At 71.9% G+C, this 16,629-nt stretch carries 13 protein-coding genes and 1 pseudogene; all 14 read left to right on the plus strand.

The features are described from left to right. Positions 1–669: pseudogene (locus E2C06_RS31100) on the plus strand (DNA mismatch repair endonuclease MutL); the annotation flags it as partial. Positions 670–762: 93 nt separating this feature from the next. Further along, the gene (locus E2C06_RS31105; RefSeq protein WP_133292461.1) at positions 763–1,671 is read left to right on the plus strand and encodes a hypothetical protein; all 909 of its coding nucleotides are present in this window, start codon (positions 763–765) and stop codon (positions 1,669–1,671) included. A 1,143-nt stretch (positions 1,672–2,814) separates the two neighbouring features. Further along, positions 2,815–3,933: a BMP family ABC transporter substrate-binding protein gene (locus E2C06_RS31110; protein ID WP_133292462.1), complete on the plus strand. Its 1,119-nt coding sequence runs from the start codon at positions 2,815–2,817 to the stop codon at positions 3,931–3,933. Then, entirely contained in the window at positions 3,930–5,102 is a 1,173-nt protein-coding gene (locus E2C06_RS31115; RefSeq protein WP_241671552.1) for an ABC transporter permease, read from the plus strand. Before E2C06_RS31110 ends, E2C06_RS31115 begins: the two co-directional genes overlap by 4 nt. Further along, complete coding sequence (locus E2C06_RS31120; protein ID WP_133292463.1) at positions 5,102–6,016, plus strand: ABC transporter permease; 915 nt, start codon at positions 5,102–5,104, stop codon at positions 6,014–6,016. Before E2C06_RS31115 ends, E2C06_RS31120 begins: the two co-directional genes overlap by 1 nt. 19 nt (positions 6,017–6,035) lie before the next feature. After that, entirely contained in the window at positions 6,036–7,052 is a 1,017-nt protein-coding gene (locus tag E2C06_RS31125) for a formamidase (protein WP_133292464.1), read from the plus strand. 163 nt (positions 7,053–7,215) lie between these two features. Then, positions 7,216–7,887 (plus strand): biuret amidohydrolase, encoded by a 672-nt coding sequence (biuH, locus tag E2C06_RS31130; protein WP_133292465.1) that lies wholly within the window; start codon positions 7,216–7,218, stop codon positions 7,885–7,887. Then, positions 7,884–9,398, plus strand: coding sequence for an ABC transporter ATP-binding protein (locus tag E2C06_RS31135; protein ID WP_133292466.1), 1,515 nt, complete (start codon positions 7,884–7,886; stop codon positions 9,396–9,398). Before biuH ends, E2C06_RS31135 begins: the two co-directional genes overlap by 4 nt. A 243-nt stretch (positions 9,399–9,641) precedes the next feature. After that, positions 9,642–10,991: a transcriptional regulator PpsR gene (ppsR, locus tag E2C06_RS31140; RefSeq protein WP_133292467.1), complete on the plus strand. Its 1,350-nt coding sequence runs from the start codon at positions 9,642–9,644 to the stop codon at positions 10,989–10,991. After that, positions 10,991–13,207 carry a PAS domain-containing sensor histidine kinase gene (locus tag E2C06_RS31145; protein WP_133292468.1) on the plus strand — a complete coding sequence of 739 codons (2,217 nt, stop codon included), beginning with the start codon at positions 10,991–10,993 and terminating at the stop codon, positions 13,205–13,207. The genes ppsR and E2C06_RS31145 overlap by 1 nt, the downstream gene beginning before the upstream one ends. Further along, complete coding sequence (locus tag E2C06_RS31150; RefSeq protein WP_133292469.1) at positions 13,204–13,857, plus strand: biliverdin-producing heme oxygenase; 654 nt, start codon at positions 13,204–13,206, stop codon at positions 13,855–13,857. Before E2C06_RS31145 ends, E2C06_RS31150 begins: the two co-directional genes overlap by 4 nt. Before the next feature lie 11 nt (positions 13,858–13,868). Next, positions 13,869–15,215, plus strand: coding sequence for a peptidylprolyl isomerase (locus E2C06_RS31155; protein WP_133292470.1), 1,347 nt, complete (start codon positions 13,869–13,871; stop codon positions 15,213–15,215). 119 nt (positions 15,216–15,334) lie between these two features. Then, the gene (gene rsmA / locus E2C06_RS31160) at positions 15,335–16,162 is read left to right on the plus strand and encodes a 16S rRNA (adenine(1518)-N(6)/adenine(1519)-N(6))-dimethyltransferase RsmA (protein ID WP_133292471.1); all 828 of its coding nucleotides are present in this window, start codon (positions 15,335–15,337) and stop codon (positions 16,160–16,162) included. 127 nt (positions 16,163–16,289) lie between these two features. Continuing rightward, positions 16,290–16,535 (plus strand): hypothetical protein, encoded by a 246-nt coding sequence (locus E2C06_RS31165; protein ID WP_133292472.1) that lies wholly within the window; start codon positions 16,290–16,292, stop codon positions 16,533–16,535. Positions 16,536–16,629 lie beyond the last annotated feature (94 nt).

Raw genomic sequence — 16,629 nt, forward strand, 5'->3', positions numbered from 1 at the left:
GTCGCGGCCCCGCCCCCGGCCGCCCTGCCGCTCGGCTTCGCCCCGCCGCGGGCGCCCGAGGCCGCGCCGTCGGCGGAGCCGGGCGACTGGCCGCTCGGCCGGCCGCTCGCCCAGCTGCTCGACACCTATATCCTCGCCGAGGCGCCGGACGGGGCGCTGATCCTGGTCGACCAGCATGCGGCGCATGAGCGGCTGACGCATGAGGCACTGCGGGCCCAGCTGGTCGAAGGCGGGGTGCGCGCCCAGCCGCTGCTGCTGCCCGCGGTGGTCGAGCTGCCGCAAGCCGACTGCGCCCGGCTGCTCGGCTTCGCCGAAGCCCTGGCGCGGCTCGGGCTCGAGCTCGAGGGCTTCGGTCCCGGTGCGGTGCTGGTCCGCGCCCTGCCCGCCTTGCTCGGCCCGGCCGATCCGGCTCCCTTGCTGCGCGACCTGGCGGAGGAGCTGGCCGAGAGCGACGAGGCCCTGGCGCTGGAGCGGCGGCTGGACGCGGCGGTGGCGCGGCTGGCCTGCCACGGCTCGGTCCGCGCGGGGCGGCGGCTGAACGGGGCGGAGATGGCGGCGCTGCTTCGGCAGATGGAGGCGACGCCGCGGGCCGCGACCTGCAGCCATGGCCGGCCGACCTTCCTGCGGCTGGGCGTGGCGGAGCTGGAGAAGCTGTTCGGCCGGCGCTGAGCCGCCGGTCGGCTGGCATGCGGCTTGCTCCAGGGGTTTGCGTACTTGCGCATGCGATCCAGCGCCCCTCAGCCCCGCTTCCAGGACTCCCCGATGACCCTGCCGCGTCTCGCGCTGGCCGCCCTCCTGGCGGCCGCGGCCGCCGCCCTCGCGCCCACCGCCCGGGCCCAGACGCTCGAGGAGAATATCGGCACCGGCGCCCCCGCCGGCTTCAGCGACAACAACGTCAGCTGGCGCTACGGCCCGGCCTTCCGCGAGCCCGGCGTAACCAATGCGGCCCATGCCAACGGCATCGACATCCCGAAGCACATCCTGAACTTCACCCATCTGGATGGCGGGGCGATGTGGTCGAACTTCCTTTCGCTCGACCTGCTCTTCTCGACCGGCCGCGACCCGGCCAGGAACTCGGACAGCGGCGCGGTCGAGTTCTACGGGATCTATCGCGGCGACCTCAGCCTGAACCAGGCGCTGACGACCCGAACCTTCGCCAGGGGCAGCGTGCTGCAGGACGTCTCCCTGCAGCTCGGCTTCGACGCCAACACGAAGAACACCGAATTCGCCCCGGCCAAGAAGCTGTTGGTCTTCGGCCCCGACCTCCACTGGAACATCCCGGGCGGCTTCCTCTCGACCGCGATCCAGTTCTCGAAGGAGTGGAACAACAACGGCATCACCGACCGGTCGGTCAGCTTCGACCCGGCGCTGGAGATCGAGGTGGTCTGGTCGGTGCCGCTGGCCTTCACCCACCTGCCGCTGAGCTTCGACGGCTTCGGCAACCTGGTCGGGCCGAAGGGCACCGACGGCTTCGGCGCCAATACCAAGACCGAGGTGCTGACCGAGCCGCGGCTGACGCTCGACTTGGGCGCGCTGGCCTTCGACACGCCGCGCAGGCTCGACGCCTTCCTCGGCTACCAGTACTGGCTGAACAAGTTCGGCAACGACCACACGCAGGTGCCGGGCACGCTCGCCAGCACGGTCTTCTTCGGCCTGCGCTATCATCTCTGACCGGGACCCGGCCTCGCGGCGCGCAGGCGCTTCGGCTGCCGTCATCCCGTGCATGGCAACCGGACGGATCGGCCGGCTGCCCGCCGCCGCGTCAGGCCACCGCTGCCGCGCCCGCTTTCGCGTCAGTCGCTGCCGAAAGGCGGGGGTGACGGCTTTCCTTCGAGACGGCAGGACGGGTCCGGGGTTCGGCGAGGATGCGGGGGCGGGCGCCGCCGCGACGGGTCCCACGCCGAGTGGCATCGCGCCGCCGGGCTAGAAGCGGCCGGACCCGGAAGGGCCCGGCCGCAGCGGCCATGTGCAGCCTGGGCTGTTGGTTCCCTGGGAAAGCTGCGGCCGTTTGCCTAGGCAGCCGCCCGGCGCGCCGCGCTGGGTTGCGGCCGCGCTCTACCAAAAGCGGCAAGACGCTGCAATGAAAACCGTGCTTGCGAGCGAGCCGGGCACGGTCTCATGGTTGTCGCCGGGCTTGTTCAGCGAGTCCTGGCAACCCGGCGAAGCCTCCACTGTGTTCGGTTTGTCGCGGGCCCGTGCGGCGATGTCGAGGGCGACGCGCGGCCCCGGCCAGCACCTCGGTCCTGGCATCGGCGCCGAAGCCGTCGCGGTCCCTGGGCGCCGCGGCATCGGCGAGGCCCTGGACCTCTCAGCGGCAGGCCGGCGACGGCGAGCGGGATCGCCCAGATCATCTCGGCCTCCGAGGTCGTGTCCACATCGACCGGCTTGTCGAGGACGCCGTTGCCGTTCCACTCGGGCGCGGCATGCAGCGCGATGCCGAGGAAGCCCTTCACGTTGAGATGGAGGTTCGGGCCGAGGACCAGCAGCCTCTTCGACGACGCGGATCCGGTGCTCCTGGTCCTGGCGCCGAAGCCGACCGCATCGAGACGTCGCGCAGCACCGGCCTCCCGGTGAAGGCCCGGCTCTGGGCGGCCATCTTCGGCCTGAGGTCGCCGCGGCAGAGACCGTAGGACGCGGCCGCTTGGTTGCCGCCCTTGGGCCTGGTCGCCCGCCGCGCCGTGCCGGCCATGGACAGGCGGACCCGACCGCGGCGGCCACCCGGCCCGCCCTGCGGCGTCCGCGGCCCTGGCACGAGGGTTGCTAAATCTGCCCTCCGGGGGCCGGCACCCGGACCGCGCCCGGGAGAGCGATGCCATGACGACCCGCCACGACCTCAGCCGCCGCAGCCTGCTGCAGGGGGTCGCCCTCACGGCGCCGGCCCTCGCCCTCGGCGTCACCGGCCCCGCCCGGGCGGCGACGACGACGATCGGCTTCATCTATGTCGGCCCGAAGGACGACTACGGCTACAACCAGGCGCATGCCGAGGCCGCCGCCGTCCTGAAGAAGATGAAGGACATCAGGCTCGTCGAGGAGGAGAAGGTCGCCGAGACCGCCGATGTCGAGCGCACCATGGAGAGCATGATCAGGCTCGACGGCGCGTCGCTGATATTCCCGACCAGCTTCGGCTATTTCGACCCGTACATGCTGCGAATGGCGGCGAAGTACCCGAAGGTGCAGTTCCGCCATTGCGGCGGGCTCTGGACCAAGGACAAGCACCCGATGAATACGGGCAGCTACTTCGGCTATATCGGCATGGGCCAGTACCTGAACGGCGTGGTCGCGGCGCATGCGACGAAGACGAAGAAGCTCGGCTTCGTCGCCGCCAAGCCGATCCCGCAGGTGCTGGTCAACATCAACAGCTTCGCCATGGGCGCCCGCTCGGTCGATCCCTCGATCACCGTGCAGGTCATCTTCACCGGCGAGTGGTCGATGCCGGTCAAGGAGGCGGAAGCCACCAACTCCCTCGCCGGCCAGGGCGTCGACGTCGTCACCTGCCACGTGGACGGGCCGAAGGTGGTGATCGAGACCGCCGAGCGGCGCGGCATGTTCACCTGCGGCTACCATGCCGACCAATCCAGGCTCGCCCCGAAGGGCTATCTCACCGGCGCCGAGTGGAACTGGATCAAGGTCTATTCCGACTTCGCCGAAGGCATGAAGGCCGGCAAGGCGCCGGGCAATTTCGTCCGCGGCGGCCTGTCCGACGGCTTCGTCAAGATGTCGGCCTATGGGCCGGCCGTCCCGGCCGCGGCCAAGGCCCGCGCCGAAGCGGTGAAGGCGGAGATCATGAAGGGCGGCTTCGCCGCCTTCACCGGCCCTTTGAAGGACAACAAGGGCACTACCGTGCTGCCGGCCGGCAAGGCGCTGCCGGAGACGGCGGTCGAGCTGGAATCGACCAACTGGCTGGTCGAGGGCGTGATCGGCGCCATCGCGTGAGCGGCGCCGACGCTCCGGGGGCCGCGGCGCGCGAGGGGCCGGGCGGCGCTCTTCCCGCCGCGGCCGCCGCGGGCATCGGCATCCTCCCCGGCGCGGCCGCCGCGCCGGCGGACCGCTGGTACCCCTGGCGGCGGGCGGCTGAGGCGGGGCTGGCCCCGATCGCCGCCCTGCTGGCCGCCTTCGCCGCCTTCGCGGTCTTCCTTCTGCTGCTGGACAAGTCGCCGGCCGAATTCCTCGACCTGGTCTGGCGCGGCGCCTTCGGGTCCTGGTTCTCGCTGCAGAACACCCTGCAGCGGGCCGCGCCGCTGCTGCTGACCGCGCTCTGCGTCGCCATCCCGGCCCGGCTCGGCCTGGTCATCATCGGCGGGGAGGCGGCGGTGGCGCTCGGCGGCCTCGCCGCCGTCGCCGCGGCGCTGCCGGTCCTCGGCGGGCCGGCCCTGCTGGTCTGGCTGGTCATGGCGGCGGCAGGCGCCGCGGCCGGTGCGCTCTGGATCGGCCTTGCGGGCTGGCTGCGCGCGCGGCGCGGGGTGAACGAGACCATCGCCTCGCTCGTGCTCGCCTATGTCGGCCTCGCGCCCTTCAACCACCTGGTCGAGGGGCTGCTGCGCGACCCCGCCAGCCTCAACAAGCCCTCCACCTTCGGCATCGGCGACGCCCTGATGCTGCCGGCGCTGCCGGGCACCGACCTGCATCCCGGCCTGCTGGCCGGGCTGGCCGCCTGCGTCCTTTCCTGGGTGCTGATCTCGCGCACCGCGACCGGCTTCGCCGCCCGCGTGACCGGCGGCAACCTGCGCGCGGCGCAGCTGCAGGGCCTGCCGGTGCAGAAGCTCATGATCGGCGCCTGCCTGCTGGGCGGCGGCTTCGCCGGCCTCGCCGGCATGATCGAGGTCGCCGCGGTGCATGGCCGGGCCAATGCCTCGCTGATCGCCGGCTATGGCTGGTCCGGCATCCTCATCGCCTTCCTCTCGCGCCACAACCCGCTGGCCATCATCCCGATGGCGGTGCTGCTCGGCGGGATCGGCGCCGCGGGCGGGCTGCTGCAGCGGCGGATGGACATGCCGGATGCGACGGTGATGGTGCTGCAGGGCTTCATCTTCGTCGCCATCCTGGCCAGCGACACGCTGCTCGGCCGCCATCCCTGGTTCCAGCCGCGAAGGGCCGAAAGCTGATGGACGCCATCACGACGGTCCTCGTCGCCATGCTGGGCGGCGCGCTCCGGGTCAGCACGCCGTTCCTCTTCGTGTCGCTCGGCGAGTGCCTGACCGAGCGCGCCGGGCGCATCAACCTCGGCAACGAGGGCGTCATGGTCTTCGGCGCCATGATCGCCTATGCCACGAGCTACGAAACGGGCAGCCCCTGGCTCGGCGTGCTGGTCGCGGCCGGCTGCGGCATGCTGATCGGCGGCCTGCACGGGCTGGTCTGCGGGATGCGCGGCGTCAACGACGTCGCCATGGGCATCGCCATCATGCTGGCGGGGACCGGCCTCGCCTTCTTCTTCGGCAAGCCCTACGTGCAGCCCTCGGCGCCGCTGCTGCCGAACATCCCGCTCGGCGGCTGGGCGGACAGCCCGCAGCTGCAGAATGCGCTGGCGGTCAGCCCGCTCTTCTTCCTCGGCCTCGCTGGCGCCTTCGCCATGGCGTGGATGTTCCGAGCGACGCGGATGGGGCTGCGCATCCGCATCGTCGGCGAGAGCGAGGATGCGGCGCGGGCCCTTGGATTGCCTGTCGAGCGCATGCGCTTCCTGGCGACCGCGGCGGGCAGCGGCCTGGCCGGGATCGGCGGCGCCTTCCTCTCGCTCTGCTACCCCGCGAGCTGGAACGAGGGACTGTCCTCCGGCCAGGGGCTGATGGCGGTGGCGCTGGTGGTCTTCGCGCGCTGGAACCCGGTGCATTGCATCACCGCGGCGCTGCTCTTCGGCGCCGCCGGCGCGCTCGGGCCGAGCCTCCAGACCATCGGCATCACCTGGGGCTACTACCTGTTCTACGCGGCGCCCTATGCCGTGACGCTGGCGATCCTGGTTGCAACGGTGCAGCCCGGCCGGACCTTGAAGGGGATGCCCGGCGAGCTTTCCATCGGGCGGTAGCATTCGAGGAGACATTGCGATGAACGGATTGGGTGGGCTGAACAAGTCGCCGAACGGCGTGGTACTCGGCCTGGTGCAGCTGCAGCTGCCGGTGATCGAAACGCGGGCCGACATCGCCGCGCAGGCGCGGAAGATCGCCGGCATGGTCGGCAAGGCGCGGCGTAACCTGCCGACCATGGACCTGGTGGTCTTCCCGGAATACGCGCTGCATGGGCTGAGCATGGACGTGCGGGACGAGGTGACCTGCACCCTGGACGGGCCGGAGGTCGCGCTGTGGCAGGCCGCCTGCAGGGAGCACGCGATCTGGGGCTGCTTCTCGATCATGGAGCGCAACCCGGGCGGCTACCCCTACAACGTCGGCATCATCATCGACGACCAGGGCGCGCTGAAGCTCACCTACCGCAAGATGCACCCCTGGGTGCCGGTCGAGCCCTGGGAGCCCGGCGACCGGGGCATCCCGGTGATCGAGGGGCCGAAAGGCGCCAAGATCGGCCTCATCATCTGCCATGACGGCATGTTCCCGGAGATGGCGCGCGAGGCCGCCTACAAGGGCGCCGAGATCATGCTGCGCACCGCCGGCTACACCGCGCCGATCCGCGACGCCTGGCGCTTCACCAACCAGGCCAATGCCTTCCAGAACCTGATGGTCACCGCCAATGTCTGCATGTGCGGCAGCGACGGCAGCTTCGATTCCATGGGAGAGGCGATGGTCTGCAACTTCGACGGCAGCATCATCGCCGACGGCAGGACCGGCCGTCCCGACGAGATCGTCACCGCCGAGGTCCGCCCCGACCTGGTGCGGGAGGCGCGCGCCCACTGGTCGGTCGAGAACAACATCTACCAGTTCGGCCATCGCGGCTTCACTGCGGTGGCGGGCGGGGCAGGGGACTGTCCCTATACCTACATGCAGGACTTGATGGCGGGGCGGTATCGGCTGCCCTGGGAAGAGAGCGTGCGTTTCACCGATGGGACGAGCTGCGGATTCCCGAAGCCGGTGCGGAAGTTCGGCGAGGTCATGAAGGATGCGGCGGAGTGAGCGGGGGGAGAGAGGCCTGCCTCTCTCCCCCCTGCACCCCCCTCCCACCGCTTTTTCCGAGTCGGCATTCGTCACACGGCAGGTGCACGACTCACATAAATAGAAGGGTGGGGTTCGGGGAGGGGATACCTCCCCTCCCCGAGCTTTTCGGAGGCACTCGCGGATGATCGACGCAAATCCCTACCCCTGGCCCTGGAACCGCGACCTCCGCCCCGGCAACACCGCGCTGGTCGTCATCGACATGCAGACCGATTTCTGCGGCGTCGGCGGCTATGTCGACGCGATGGGCTACGACCTCTCGCTCACCCGCGCGCCGATCGAGCCGATCCGCCGCGTCATGGCGGCGATGCGGGCGAAGGGCTACCACATCATCCACACGCGGGAGGGCCATCGCCCCGACCTTTCCGACCTGCCGGCCAACAAGCGCTGGCGCAGCCAGCGGATCGGCGCCGGCATCGGCGATCCCGGTCCCTGCGGCCGCATCCTGGTGCGCGGCGAGCCGGGCTGGGAGATCATCCCCGAGCTCGCCCCCCTGCCCCGCGAGGTCGTCATCGACAAGCCCGGCAAGGGCAGCTTCTGCGCCACCGACCTCGAGCTGATCCTGCGCACGCGGGGGATCGCCAACTTGGTGCTTACCGGCATCACCACCGATGTCTGCGTCCACACCACCATGCGGGAGGCCAATGACCGCGGCTTCGAATGCCTGCTGCTGGAGGATTGCTGCGGCGCCACCGACCGCGGCAACCACGACGCGGCGATCAAGATGGTCACCATGCAGGGCGGCGTCTTCGGCGCCGTCGCCGGCAGCGACGCCCTCCTCGGGGGCCTGCCATGACGACGGCGATCTCCGTCGAGGCGATCGGCATCGACAAGCGCTTCGGCGGCTTCACCGCGCTCGACGCCGTCTCGCTGAAGGTGGCGAAGGGCTCCATGCACTTCCTGCTCGGCGAGAACGGCGCCGGCAAGTCGACGCTGGTGAAATGCCTGCTCGGCTACTACCGGCCGGATGCCGGAAGCTTCCTGGTCGACGGCCGGGAGGTGGAGATCAGCCGTCCCGCCGATGCCGACGCCCTCGGCCTCGGCATGGTCTACCAGCATTTCACCCTGGTCCCCGCCATGACGGTGGCCGAGAACCTGGTGATGTCCCGCGCCGACGTCCCGGCGGTGATCAACTGGGCGCAGGAACGCGTGGCGCTCGACGCCTTCATGCGGCGGATGCCCTTCCAGGTGCCGCTGGACGCGGAAGTCGGCAGCCTGGCGGCCGGGGAGCGGCAGAAGACCGAGATCCTGAAGCAGCTCTACCTCGAGCGCCGGCTGCTGGTGCTGGACGAGCCCACCTCCGTGCTGACCCCGCAGGAGGCCGAGGAGATGCTCGGCCTGGTGCGCGGGCTCGCGCATTCCGGCGCCATCACCGCCATCGTCATCTCCCACAAGCTGAAGGAGGTGGCGAAATTCGCCGACGAGGTCACCGTGCTCCGCCGCGGCCGCCGTACCGGCGGCGGGCCGGCGCCGGTCCTGACCCCGGCCGACATGACCGCGATGATGATCGGCGAGCCGCAGGCCCCATCCGAGCCCGAGCGGCTCGGCGCGCCCGAGCCGGCGCCGCGGCTGGAACTGCGCGGCGTCACCACCGTGGGCGACCAGGGCCGCGCCGGCCTGGAGATCGGGTCGCTGGCGGTCCGCCCGCGCGAGATCGTCGGCATCGCCGGCGTCTCCGGCAATGGCCAGGCGACGCTGGTGGAGGTGCTCGGCGGCCAGCGCGCGCCCTCCGGCGGCCAGGTGCTGGTGGAGGGCGCCCCCTATGACGGCAGCCGCGACCTGGCCCAGGCCCGCGCCGTCCGGGTCCTGCCGGAAGAGCCGCTCCGCAACGGCTGCGTCCCGCGCATGAGCGTCACCGAGAACCTGAACCTGCGCGGCTTCGACCGCGACGCCGGCGGCGCAAGGTGCTTCTGGCTCGACCGCGGCGGCATGGTGGCCCGGGCCAGGCGGCTGATCGGCGGCTACCGGGTCCGCGCCCCATCCGCGGAAGTGCCGATCGGCGTGCTGTCCGGCGGCAATGTCCAGCGCTGCGTCCTGGCGCGGGAGCTGGACGGGGAGGTCCGCCTGCTGATCGTCGCCAATCCCTGCTTCGGGCTCGACGTGAAGGCGGTGGCGGAGGTGCGGGCGCGGATCATGGCCGCCCGCAATGCCGGGGCGGCGGTGTTGCTGGTCTCGGAAGACTTCGACGAGATCCTGGAACTGGCAGATCGCATCCTGGTGATGCATGGCGGCAGGGTCGTGCATGAAACTCCGGGGCCGGGGGCGGATGCCCAGTCGATCGGTGCGCATATGCTGGGTTCGCACTGACGCCCCGGCGCATTGTTTCTGCGTTCTCTGGTTACATAGTGTCCTTCGGGCGCCAGGACAGATTGACGCCGGCCCTGCCTGGCCGCACATATTGCCGGCTGGATCGTCGCTTCAGGTCCCTGCCCTCCGGCAGGCCACTCAATGGAGAGCGCCCGGTTTAAGGACAATGGAATCCATGGCCGAGGCCCCGGTTGCCTTCCGCCTTACCACCGGCACCATCCCTTCGACCCAGGGGTCGACCCCATGACCCGCGTGAACATCGCCCAGCCGGACGTCACGCTGACGCTCGACATGGACGGCGTCATCCGCGGCGCCAGCCTGTCCGACGCCATCCCCGGCGAGCAGGTCCAGGCCTGGCTTGGCCGCCCCTGGTCGGAGACCGTGGGCGCCGTCGGCGTCGACCGCGTCCGCAGCATGGTGAAGGATGCCCGCGCCGCCGGCGTCTCCGCCTTCCACCAGCTCACCCAGCGCTTCCCGAGCGGCCTCGAGCTGCCGATGGAATACACCACCGTCCGGCTCGGCGGGCAGGCCGGGCTGGTCGCGGTCGGCAAGAACCTCCAGGCGGTGGCCGAGCTGCAGTCGCGCCTGCTGGCCGCGCAGCAGGCGCGCGAGCAGGACTACTGGAAGCTGCGGGAGATCGAGACCCGGTCCCGCCTGCTCTTCGATGCCTCCTCCGAGGCCGTGCTGATGGTCCGCGCCGATACGCTGCGGGTCATGGAAGCCAACCCGGCCGCCATCCGCGCCCTCGGCATCGCCCCGGGCTGGGAGGTGATGAAGGAGATCGCGCCGCGCGACCAGGACGCCTTCCAGGCCATGCTTCTGCGGGTCCGCAGGATGGGCCGGGTCCCCGGCATCATCCTGCGGATGGGTCCCGACCAGGCGCAATGGACGGTCAAGGCGACGCTCATGGCCGCCGACCCCGCGCCGGTCTTCCTGCTGCAGTTCGCCCTTGCCGGCCTCGCCGCCAACCCGCCGCCGGCCGACGCCGTGCAGCTCGAGGAACTGATCGAGCAGCTGCCCGACGCCTTCGTGGTGCTGGACCGGGACGGCGTGATCCGCCGCGCCAACCGCGCCTTCCTCGACCTCACCCAGGCCGGCGCCCTGTCCCGCGTGATCGGCGAAAGGCTGGACCGCTGGCTTTCGCGCCCCGGCGCGACGCTGTCGGTGCTGCTCAGCCAGCTGCAGCAATATGGCAGCGTCCGGCTCTTCGGCACCGCCCTGACCGGGGATCTCGGGACCGAGGCGGAGGTCGAGATCTCCGCCGTGCTCGGCGCCGGCGCCGCGGCGGAGAACGTCGCCGTGATCATCCGCGACGTCAGCCGCCGCCTCGCGCCGCGGGTCGAGAACGACCCGCTGCAGCTCTCGCTGTCCGAGGTCACCGCCCAGGTCGGCCGCACCCCGCTGCCGGCCCTGGTGCGCGACACCTCGACGATCATCGAGCGGCATTGCATCGAGACCGCGCTGCAGCTCGCCAATGGCCGCCGCACCGCGGCCGCCGAACTGCTCGGGCTGAGCCGGCAGAGCCTCTACATGAAGCTTTCCCGCTACGGCATGGACGGGGAGATCGAGAGCAGCCAAGGCGAGAGCGGATAATGGGGCAGGCGCCGACCGCCTCCTCCGCGCCACCCGCCTTTGGACAGGCCGACCTCTCGAACTGCGAGCGGGAGCAGATCCACCTCGCCGCCTCGATCCAGCCGCATGGCGCGCTGCTGCTGCTGGAGGAGCCGGCGCTGGCCGTGGTGCAGGCCAGCGCCAATGCCTCGGCGATGCTGGGGACGGAGGTGCTGGGCCGGCCGCTTGCGGCGCTCGGCGGCGACGTCGCTGCCCGCATCGCCCCGCTGCTCCGCCAGCCGCTGGACGCCATCCCGGCCGCCATGCGCTGCACCGTCAGCGCCGGCGCCCTGGCCTTCGACGCGCTGCTGCACCGTCCGGCCGGCGGCGGCCTGATCCTCGAGCTGGAACGCCCGGGCGCCGCGCCGGACCTTTCGCGCCGGGTCGAACGCGCGCTGCAGCAGATCCTCTCGGCCTATTCGCCGCGCATGCTCTGCGAGGAAGCCGCGCGCATCTTCCGCGACATCGCCGGCTACGACCGGGTCATGGTCTATCGCTTCGACGACGACGGCCATGGCGAGGTGGTGGCCGAGCAGCGGCGCGACGACCTCGAGCCCTATCTCGGTAACCGCTACCCGGCCTCCGACATCCCGCAGATCGCCCGCCGGCTCTATGTGCGGAACCGGGTCCGGGTGCTGGTCGACATCGGCTACACGCCGGTGCCGTTGGAGCCGCGGCTCTCGCCCATCACCGGCAGCGACCTCGACATGTCGCTCTGCTCGCTCCGCAGCATCTCGCCGATGCACGTGCAGTACCTGCAGAACATGGGCGTCGGCGCGACGCTGGTCGCCTCGCTGATGGTCGGCGGCAGGCTCTGGGGCCTGGTCTCCTGCCACCACTATGCGCCGATGGCCGTCCCCTTCCCGATCCGCGCCGCCTGCGAGCTGCTGGCCGAGGCGATCGGCACCCGCATCGCCGCGCTGGAAAGCTTCGTCCAGGCCCAGGCCGAGCTCGCCGTCCGCCGGCTGGAACAGCGGATGATCGAGGCGATCGGCCGCGAGGGCGACTGGCGCGGCGCGCTGTTCGACCAGCCGCAGACCCTGCTGCAGCCGCTGAACGCCAATGGCGCCGTGCTGCTGTTCGAGGGCCAGGTACTGAGCGCCGGCGAGGTTCCCGGCACCGCCGAGCTGCGCGACCTCGGCGCCTGGTTGGACACCCAGCCGCGCGGATCGGTGGTCGCCCGCACCGCGCTCGGCACCGAGGAACCCCGCTTCGCCGCCCTGACCCCCGGCGCCGCCGGGCTGCTGGCCACCCCGGTGTCCGAGGAGCCGGGCGAGTGGCTGATCTGGTTCCGGCCGGAGCAGGTGCAGACCGTGATCTGGGGCGGCGACCCCTTCAAGCCGGTGATCGTCGGCAACGACCCGACCCAGCTCTCCCCCCGGCGGTCCTTCGCCAAGTGGCACCAAGTGGTGGAGGGGACGGCGGAGCACTGGACCCCGACCGACCTCGCCACCGCGCGGCTGATCGGCGACACCGTCACCGACGTGGTGCTGCAATTCCGCGCCGTGCGGATGCTGATCGCGCTCGACCAGCTCGACCAGGTGCGCCGCCAGGTGGGGGCGGCCGACCAGCCCGCGGTGATCGCCGATGCCGAGGGCCGCGTCCTGATGGCCAATGCCGCCTTCGGCCGGCTGCTGCCTGGCCGCCAGGAGGTGCCGCTGGAGCGCCTGGCCGACCTGCTGCCGCATTTCGCCGACCGCGCAGACATGGCGATGCGGCTGCGCGACCTGCTGCAGAACGGCCGCAGCTGGCGCGGCGAGGTGACGCTGCGGACCCCGGACGGCGAGAAGCCGCTGCTGTTGCGGGCCGATCCGGTCTTCTCCGCCCCCGATCGGGTGCTGGGCTTCGTCTTCCTCTTCACCGACCTGGCCGACCGCAAGGCGGTGGAGACGGCGCGGCGGCGCTTTCAGGAAGGCATCCTGGAGGGACAGCGGCTGCGCGCCGGGCCGCTGGAATCGAAATCCGACCTGGTCTTCCGCACCCTGCTGCAGGCGGTGGTGGAGAATGCCCAGCTCGCCGCGCTGGAGATCACCGAAGGGGTCGAGCTGTCCCGCATCCCGGAAATGCTGGAGCAGGTCCGCGCCTCCGCTGCCCGCGCCGCCGAGGTGCTGGAGGGGCTGATCCGCCACGCGGCGCAGGAGAGTGCCGGCCCGGAGAGCCGCGGGCCGGATGCGGGCGGGGAGCGGGACCCGAGGTGAGCCGCCTGCCGGGTGGCGCGGTGGACGCTGCGGCGCCCGGCGGCGCGACGGTCCGGGCGGCGCTAAGGGCGGCGACCGACCCGATCCATGCCCGGCTGCACGACCTGCCCGGCTTCCGCGCCCTGGCCGAGGGCCGGCTCGACCGCGCCGCCTATGCCGACCTGCTGTGCCGCCTGCTGGGCTTCCACCGCGCGGTGGAGGCGGCGTTGGACGCGGCCCCCTCGCTCGCGCCCTGGGGCATCGACGTCGCGGCGCGGCGCCGGGCCTGGCTGATCGAAGCCGACCTGCAGTCTCTGGGCGCCGCCCCCTGCCCCGTCGCCTCCATCGCCCCGCTGCCGCCGCTCGGCAGCGCCGCCCGGGCGCTCGGCTGCCTCTACGTGACGGAAGGCTCGACGCTCGGCGGCCGGCACCTGGCCCGGGCGCTGGACGGGCTGCTGCCGCCCGGGCGGACGGGACGGCGCTTCCTGCTCGGCCATGGGGACGCGCATGCGGCGATGTGGCGGGCCTGCTGCCAGGCGCTGGAAGCCTGCGGCGCCGACCCCGCCCGGCGGGCCGCGATGCTGACGGCCGCCGCGGCGACCTTCGCCGCCTTCGAGGCCTGGTTCACCCCCGCGCGCGGAGGGGTGGCCCTTCCGCCCGCCGCCGGGTAGAGAGCGAGGCCATGCAGCCATCCCCCTTCCTCGCCCTGATCCGGGTCGCCACGACGGCCGCGCTGCTGGCCGGCCCGACCCTCGCCACCGGGCTTTCCCCGGCCGCGGCGCAGGGGGCGCCGAAGCCGGCCGCCGGCGCCCCGTCGGCCAATGGGGCCAACCGCATCGTCGCGGTGGTGAATTCGGAAGTGGTGAGCCGCGCCGATGTTGTCGGCCGCGCCCGGCTCTTCGCGCTGAATGCCGGGATCGCCGTGGCGCCCGAGGCGCTGGACCGCCTGGCGCCGCAGGTCACCCGCCTGCTGGTCGACGAAAAGCTGCGGCTGCAGGAGGTGCAACGCCGCCGCTTGCCGGTGACCGACGCCGACGTGGCGGATGCGGTCAGCGAGCTGGAGAAGCGCAACAACCTGCCCCCCGGCACGCTGAAGGTGCAGCTCGCGCAGATCGGCGTGGCGCCGCGGGTGCTCTACGACCAGATCCGCACCCAGATCGGCTGGGCCCGGCTGATCCGCCAGCAGCTCGGCCCCAATGCCGACCCGTCGGATGCCGAGATCCAGGATGCGGTGCGCAACAACCAGGCCCGCGCCGGGCAGCCGGAATTCCTGGTCTCCGAGATCTTCATCCCGCTCGACGATCCCGCGGCCGAGCCCGAGGTGCGCCGCTTCGTCGACGACGTGGTCGGCCAGTTGCGCCGCGGCACCCCCTTCGCCATCGCCGCCACCCAGTTCAGCCAGGCGCAGACCGCGCTGCAGGGCGGCGACCTGGGCTGGGTGCGGAAGGAGGAGGTCGACCCCGAGGTTGCCTCGGTGCTGGAGCGCATGCCGCCCGGCGCGGTCAGCAATGCCATCCGGGTGCCCGGCGGCTTCCAGATCGTCGCCCTGCGGCAGCGGCGGGAGACCGGCCGCGACATGGCGACCATGATCACCCTGCGGCAGGCCTTCTTCGGCTTCGCCGGCACGCTCGACCCCAACAACCCGACCCAGCAGCAGCGCGATCAGGTCGAGAAGGCGCAGAAGCTCTCCGCCGGGGCGCGCGGCTGCGATGCGGTGGAGCAGGCGGCCCGCGGCAGCGGCGGCGGCGGCGACCGCCCGGTCGATCCCGGCACCATCCGGCTGGAGACGGTGAACCCGCCGCCACTGCGCCAGCTGCTGGCCGGCCTGTCGCCCGGCAAGGCCTCGCAGCCGATCCTGACCCCGGACGGGGTGCTGGTGATGATGGTCTGCTCGCGCGAGCAGAGGAACCTGGCGGAATTCACCCCGGAGGATGCCAAGCAGCAGATCCTGCGCGACCGGATCGAGAACCTGTCCCGCCAGGTGCAGCGCGATCTGCGCCGCCGCGCGCAGATCGAGATGCGGAGCTGAGCATCCCATCCGATGACCAAAGGGGCACTGCACCCCGGAGGTCTGAAGCGGACGGGGTTGCCGCCTCCGATGACCACAGGGGCATCACGCCCCGGCAGTCTGAAGCGGATGGGCCTGCCATGCTCCGCTTGCCCACGCTGCGGGAGACGATCGCCCGGCATGGGCTGGACGCCCGCAAGTCGCTCGGCCAGCATTTCCTGCTGGACGAGGCGCTCTGCGGCCGCATCGCCGGGCTGGCCGGCGACCTGGCCGGGCGGCAGGTGCTCGAGGTCGGGCCTGGCCCCGGCGGCCTGACCCGCGCCCTGCTCGCCTCCCCCGCCGCCGCCGTGACGGCGGTGGAGCTGGACCGCCGGGCGGTTGCCGCCCTGGCCGAGCTGGAAGCCGCCCACCCCGGCCGGCTGCGGGTGATCGAGGCCGATGCCATGCGCATCGACGCGGCGGTGCTGCTGCCGGCGCCGCGGAAGATCGTCGCCAACCTGCCCTACAACGTGGCGACGCCGCTGCTGGTCGGCTGGCTGCGCGGCGCGGCGGCGCTCGAGGGCATGGCGCTGATGTTCCAGCAGGAGGTGGCGGAGCGGATCTGCGCCGCGCCCGACACCGAGGCCTATGGCCGGCTGGCGGTGCTCGCGCAATGGCGCTGCCGCTGCACGCTGCTGCTGCGCCTGCCGCCTGGCGCCTTCAGCCCCCCGCCCAAGGTCTGGTCTGCCGTCGTCGGCTTCGTCCCCCACCCCGAGGATCCGGGCGAGGCGCTGTTCCGCACGATGGAGCGGCTGACGGCAGCCGCGTTCGGCCAGCGCCGCAAGATGCTGCGCGGCGCGCTGAAGCCGCTCGGCGATGCGGAAGGACTGCTGGCCGCGGCCGGGATCGAAGGGCAGCGCCGGGCGGAGACGCTGAGCGTGGTCGAGTTCGATCGCATGGCCCGCGCGCTGCTCGCCCGCCAGGGCTGAAGCCCGACGGCATTTTGGCGAAATTCCTCCGGCGCAATGCACGCCCCGGTAGTCAACAACAACAATCCATGGCATATAAATTCGCAGAAATGTGAGCGCGCCTATGCGCGCCTGAAGGGCTGGATCAATGGCGATTATCACTGGCACCACGCTTGCCGACACGATCAGGCCCGGGACGACGTCCAGCGGCGTCGCCGGCGGCATCCCGGGCAGCGGCAACGACCAGATCAACGGATTCGGCGGCAACGACCTGCTGGATGGCGGCGGCGGCGCCAACAGCATCAATGGCGGCGACGGCAACGACACGATCTTCGCCAGCGGTGCCGGCGAGACGCTCGACGGCGGCACGGGGATTAATACCGTCTCCGGGTGATCAGCTCGGCTGAACCGGCCTGGGCCACCAGTGGAAGTCGGTGTGCGGCTGGAGGGTAGCCGGATCGAGCTGACGACAGCGCGCGGCGATGGTG

The organism is Dankookia rubra, from assembly GCF_004355005.1.
Classification (GTDB): domain Bacteria; phylum Pseudomonadota; class Alphaproteobacteria; order Acetobacterales; family Acetobacteraceae; genus Paracraurococcus; species Paracraurococcus ruber_A.

Coding starts and splice junctions, on each gene's coding strand:
- E2C06_RS31125 (WP_133292464.1), top strand. CDS start 6,036: ATGAACGGATTGGGTGGGCTGAACAAGTCGCCGAACGGCGTGGTACTC.
- E2C06_RS31165 (WP_133292472.1), top strand. CDS start 16,290: ATGGCGATTATCACTGGCACCACGCTTGCCGACACGATCAGGCCCGGG.
- E2C06_RS31135 (WP_133292466.1), top strand. CDS start 7,884: ATGACGACGGCGATCTCCGTCGAGGCGATCGGCATCGACAAGCGCTTC.
- rsmA (WP_133292471.1), top strand. CDS start 15,335: ATGCTCCGCTTGCCCACGCTGCGGGAGACGATCGCCCGGCATGGGCTG.
- E2C06_RS31145 (WP_133292468.1), top strand. CDS start 10,991: ATGGGGCAGGCGCCGACCGCCTCCTCCGCGCCACCCGCCTTTGGACAG.
- E2C06_RS31110 (WP_133292462.1), top strand. CDS start 2,815: ATGACGACCCGCCACGACCTCAGCCGCCGCAGCCTGCTGCAGGGGGTC.
- E2C06_RS31105 (WP_133292461.1), top strand. CDS start 763: ATGACCCTGCCGCGTCTCGCGCTGGCCGCCCTCCTGGCGGCCGCGGCC.
- biuH (WP_133292465.1), top strand. CDS start 7,216: ATGATCGACGCAAATCCCTACCCCTGGCCCTGGAACCGCGACCTCCGC.
- E2C06_RS31120 (WP_133292463.1), top strand. CDS start 5,102: ATGGACGCCATCACGACGGTCCTCGTCGCCATGCTGGGCGGCGCGCTC.
- E2C06_RS31155 (WP_133292470.1), top strand. CDS start 13,869: ATGCAGCCATCCCCCTTCCTCGCCCTGATCCGGGTCGCCACGACGGCC.
- ppsR (WP_133292467.1), top strand. CDS start 9,642: ATGACCCGCGTGAACATCGCCCAGCCGGACGTCACGCTGACGCTCGAC.